This is a genomic window from Mesorhizobium sanjuanii, assembly GCF_002529485.1.
In the GTDB taxonomy this organism is placed as follows: Bacteria; Pseudomonadota; Alphaproteobacteria; order Rhizobiales; family Rhizobiaceae; genus Mesorhizobium; species Mesorhizobium sanjuanii.
This window is the reverse complement of the sequence record NZ_NWQG01000301.1, coordinates 1-4191: the sequence shown is the minus strand read 5'-3', so window position 1 is coordinate 4191 and position 4191 is coordinate 1. Positions and strand designations below refer to the sequence as shown.

Sequence of the window (4191 nt, the reverse complement as noted above, 5' to 3'; positions counted from 1 at the left end):
GCATTCATCTGCCGCTCGAACCCCTGCCCGGCCATACGTCGCGTGGACGGCTGGAGCGCGTGCTTCGGCGCGGCGAATTCGCGGTGACCACCGAGCTCAACCCGCCCGACAGCGCCGATCCCGAAGACGTCTATAACCGTGCGAAAATCTTCGACGGCTGGGTCGACGCCATCAATGCCGTCGATGCGTCGGGCGCCAACTGCCACATGTCATCGGTCGGCATCTGTGCGCTGCTGACCCGCATGGGTTATGCGCCGATCATGCAGATCGCCTGCCGCGACAGGAACCGCATCGCCATCCAGGGCGACGTGCTGGGCGGGGCGGCGATGGGCGTCGCCAACATGCTGTGCCTGACCGGCGACGGCGTACAGGCCGGCGACCAGCCCGGCGCCAAGCCGGTGTTCGACCTCGACTGCATGTCGCTGCTGGAGACCTGTCGCATCATGCGCGACAACGGCAAGTTCCTGTCCGGCCGCAAGCTGACGACGCCGCCGCAGCTCTTCCTCGGCGCTGCGATCAATCCTTTCGCGCCGCCGATCGATTTCCGCCCGCATCGGCTGGGCAAGAAGATCGCCGCCGGCGCACAGTTCGTGCAGAGCCAGTACTGCTTCGACGTGCCGATGTTCCGCACGTATATGCAGAAGGTCCGCGATCTCGGCTTCACGGAAAAATGCTTCATCCTATGCGGCGTCGGGCCGCTGGCTTCGGCCAAGACCGCCAAATGGATCCGCTCCAACGTGCCGGGCATCCATATCCCTGACGCGATCATCAAGCGGCTGGAGGGCGCCCAGGATCAGAAGAAGGAAGGCAAGCAGCTCTGCATCGACATCATCAACGAGGTGAAGGAAATATCAGGCGTTTCGGGCGTCCATGTGATGGCCTACCGCCAGGAGGAATATGTCGCCGAGATCGTCGATGAATCGGGCGTGCTGAAGGGCCGCCAGCCATGGAAGCGCGAAATCCGCCGCGACGACCAGATGGTCGCCGACCGGCTCGACCGCATATTGCACGACGACATTACCGAAACGCAGGTCGACATGGTCAAGACGGCGCATTGATGATGCCAACCGTGACCATTCGCTTGATCGAAATCAGAAACGATATAAAGAACTCTTTATATCACGACGGAGAGATTTCATGACCCGGACGATCGTCGCCTCGGCGACACGAGAAATCATCATCGGCTTCGACCAGCCCTTCTGCGTGATCGGCGAGCGCATCAACCCGACCGGCCGCAAGAAGCTCGCCGCCGAAATGGTGGCTGGCAATTTCGAGACCGTCATCAAGGACGCGCTAGAGCAGGCCGCCTGCGGCGCGACCATGCTCGACGTCAATGCCGGCGTCACCGCCGTCGACCCCAACGCGACCGAACCGGCGCTGCTGGTGCAGACGCTGGAGATCGTGCAGGGCCTGGTCGACCTGCCGCTGTCGATCGACAGTTCGGTGACCGCCGCCATCGAGGCGGCGCTCAAGGTCGCCAAGGGCCGGCCGCTGGTCAACTCCGTCACCGGCGAGGAAGAAAAGCTCGAAGCCATCCTGCCGCTGGTCAAGAAGTACAACGTTCCGGTCGTCGCCATCTCCAACGACGAGACCGGCATTTCGATGGACCCGGACGTGCGCTTCGCCGTCGCCAAGAAGATCGTCGAGCGCTGCGCCGATTTCGGCATTCCGGCGCATGACGTCGTCGTCGACCCGCTGGTGATGCCGATCGGCGCGCTGGGCGACGCCGGCCGCCAGGTGTTCGCGCTGCTGCGCCGTCTGCGCGAGGAACTCAAGGTCAACACCACGTGCGGCCTGTCCAACATCTCGTTTGGCCTGCCACACCGCCACGGCATCAACGCCGCCTTCATCCCGATGGTGATCGGCGCCGGCATGACCTCGGCGATCATGAATCCGGTGCGGCCGCAGGAAATGGAAGCGGTGCGCGGCGCCAATGTGCTGAATGGCACCGACGAGAACTGCACCAACTGGATCAGGACCTACAAGGACTACAAGCCGGCCGAAGGTGGCCAGGCGGTCGCGGCACCGACGGCGGTCAACGCGCCAGGCGAAGGCGGCAATGGCGGCCGCCGGCGCGGCGGCCGTGAAGCCCGTATGGCCAAGGGATAAGCGCGCAATCGTGAACTCTCCTGCCAACATCACCGACCCGCTCGTGCTGTTCATGCCGTCGGGCAAGCGCGGCCGGTTTCCGGTCGGCACGCCGGTGCTCGATGCCGCGCGCCAGCTCGGCGTCTATGTCGAGAGCGTGTGCGGCGGACGCGCCACGTGCGGGCGCTGTCAGATCGAGGTGCAGGAAGGCAATTTCGCCAAGCACAAGATCGTCTCTTCCAATGACCACATCTCGCCCAAGGGCGCCAAGGAAGAGCGCTACGAACGCGTGCGCGGCCTGCCCGAGCGGCGGCGCCTCTCCTGCTCGGCGCAGATCCTCGGCGACCTCGTCATCGACGTGCCGCAGGACACTGTCATCAATGCGCAGACCATCCGCAAGGATGCCGACACCAGGGTCATCGCCCGCGATTCGGCGATACACATGTGCTATGTCGAGATCGAAGAGCCCGACATGCACAAGCCGCTTGGCGATCTCGATCGCCTGAAGATCGCGCTGATGAAGGATTGGGGGCTGAAAAGCCTCGACTTCGATTTCCATCTCCTGCCGCAGGTGCAAGGCATCTTGCGCAAGGGCAACTGGACCGCGACCGCCGCCATCCACAAGGATGCCGAAAGCGAGACCGCGCGGGTCATCTCCTTGTGGCCGGGCCTCAAGAACGAGGCCTACGGTCTTGCCTGCGACATCGGCTCGACCACGATTGCCATGCATCTGGTGTCGCTGCTGTCCGGCCGCGTCGCCGCTTCATCGGGCACATCCAACCCGCAGATCCGCTTCGGCGAGGATCTGATGAGCCGCGTTTCCTATGTGATGATGAACCCGGACGGCCGCGAAGGCATGACGGTGGCGGTGCGCGAGGCGATCTCGGGTCTCGTCGACAAGGTCTGCGCGGAAGGCAATGTCCAGCGCAACGACATCCTGGATTCCGTCTTCGTCGGCAATCCGATCATGCACCACCTGTTCCTCGGCATCGACCCGACCGAACTCGGTGGCGCACCCTTCGCGCTTGCTGTCTCGGGCGCCGTGCACATCAAGGCGTCGGATATCGGCCTGAAGCTCAACCAGGGTGCGCGCCTCTATATGCTGCCTTGCATCGCCGGCCATGTCGGCGCCGATGCGGCGGCCGTGACGCTCTCGGAAGGGCCGCACCGCCAGGACGAGATGATGCTGATCGTCGATGTCGGCACCAATGCCGAGATCGTGCTCGGCAATCGCCAGCGGGTGGTGGCCGCCTCCTCGCCCACCGGCCCGGCCTTCGAGGGCGCCGAAATCTCCGGCGGCCAGCGCGCCGCGCCCGGCGCCATCGAGCGCGTGCGCATCGATCCCGACACGCTGGAGCCGAAATACCGCGTCATCGGCTCGGAACTGTGGTCCGACGAGCCCGGCTTCCTTGATAGCGTGCAGGCGACCGGCGTCACCGGCATCTGTGGCTCCGGCATCATCGAGGTGGTCGCCGAGATGTATCTCGCCGGCATCATCTCCGAAGATGGCGTCATCGACGGGTCGCTCGGCGCCCGCTCGCCGCGCGTCGTCGCCAATGGCCGCACCTTCTCCTACGTGCTGAAGGAAGGCGAGCCGAAGATCACCATCACCCAGACAGACATCCGCGCCATCCAGTTGGCCAAGGCGGCACTCTACGCCGGCACCAAGCTGCTGATGGAAAAGCAGCACACCGAGCATGTCGACCGCATCCACTTTGCCGGCGCCTTCGGCTCCTTCATCGACCCGAAATACGCCATGGTGCTGGGCCTGATTCCGGACTGCGACCTCGACAAGGTTTCGGCCGTCGGCAATGCCGCCGGCGCCGGCGCACGCATGGCGCTCTTGAACCGCGGCTACCGCCGCGAGATCGAGCAAACCGTCAGCCAGATCGAGAAGATCGAGACGGCGCTGGAGCCGAAATTCCAGGAGCATTTCGTCTACGCCATGGCGCTGCCGAACAAGGTCGACCCGTTCCCGAAACTGTCGGCGGCGGTGAAATTGCCGCCCCGCAAAACCGTCAGCGAGGACGGTGTTGCCGGCGACGCCGCCCCGCGGCGGCGTTCGCGCGAAGGCCACGCGGCTCGGCGCGGGCGGGAGTAGCA

3 protein-coding genes are annotated in these 4191 nt (G+C 64.8%); all 3 read left to right on the top strand.

Translation table 11 applies throughout. The annotated features are described in order from the left end of the window. Positions 1-2: 2 nt before the first annotated feature. The 3 genes from CN311_RS31445 to CN311_RS31435 all read left to right on the top strand — a co-directional run bounded on the left by CN311_RS31445 (position 3) and on the right by CN311_RS31435 (position 4189). On the top strand, positions 3-1058 hold the full coding sequence (locus CN311_RS31445) for a methylenetetrahydrofolate reductase (RefSeq protein ID WP_097577455.1): 1056 nt from the start codon (positions 3-5) through the stop codon (positions 1056-1058). Between the two features lie 79 nt (positions 1059-1137). Beyond that, complete coding sequence (locus CN311_RS31440) at positions 1138-2109, top strand: methyltetrahydrofolate cobalamin methyltransferase (protein ID WP_097577454.1); 972 nt, start codon at positions 1138-1140, stop codon at positions 2107-2109. Beyond that, positions 2060-4189 (top strand): ASKHA domain-containing protein, encoded by a 2130-nt coding sequence (locus CN311_RS31435; protein WP_097577453.1) that lies wholly within the window; start codon positions 2060-2062, stop codon positions 4187-4189. The genes CN311_RS31440 and CN311_RS31435 overlap by 50 nt, the downstream gene beginning before the upstream one ends. Positions 4190-4191 lie beyond the last annotated feature (2 nt).

Excerpts from the sequence above, each read along its gene's own strand:
- CN311_RS31435 (WP_097577453.1), top strand. The coding sequence starts at position 2,060 with ATGGCGGCCGCCGGCGCGGCGGCCGTGAAGCCCGTATGGCCAAGGGAT.
- CN311_RS31440 (WP_097577454.1), top strand. The coding sequence starts at position 1,138 with ATGACCCGGACGATCGTCGCCTCGGCGACACGAGAAATCATCATCGGC.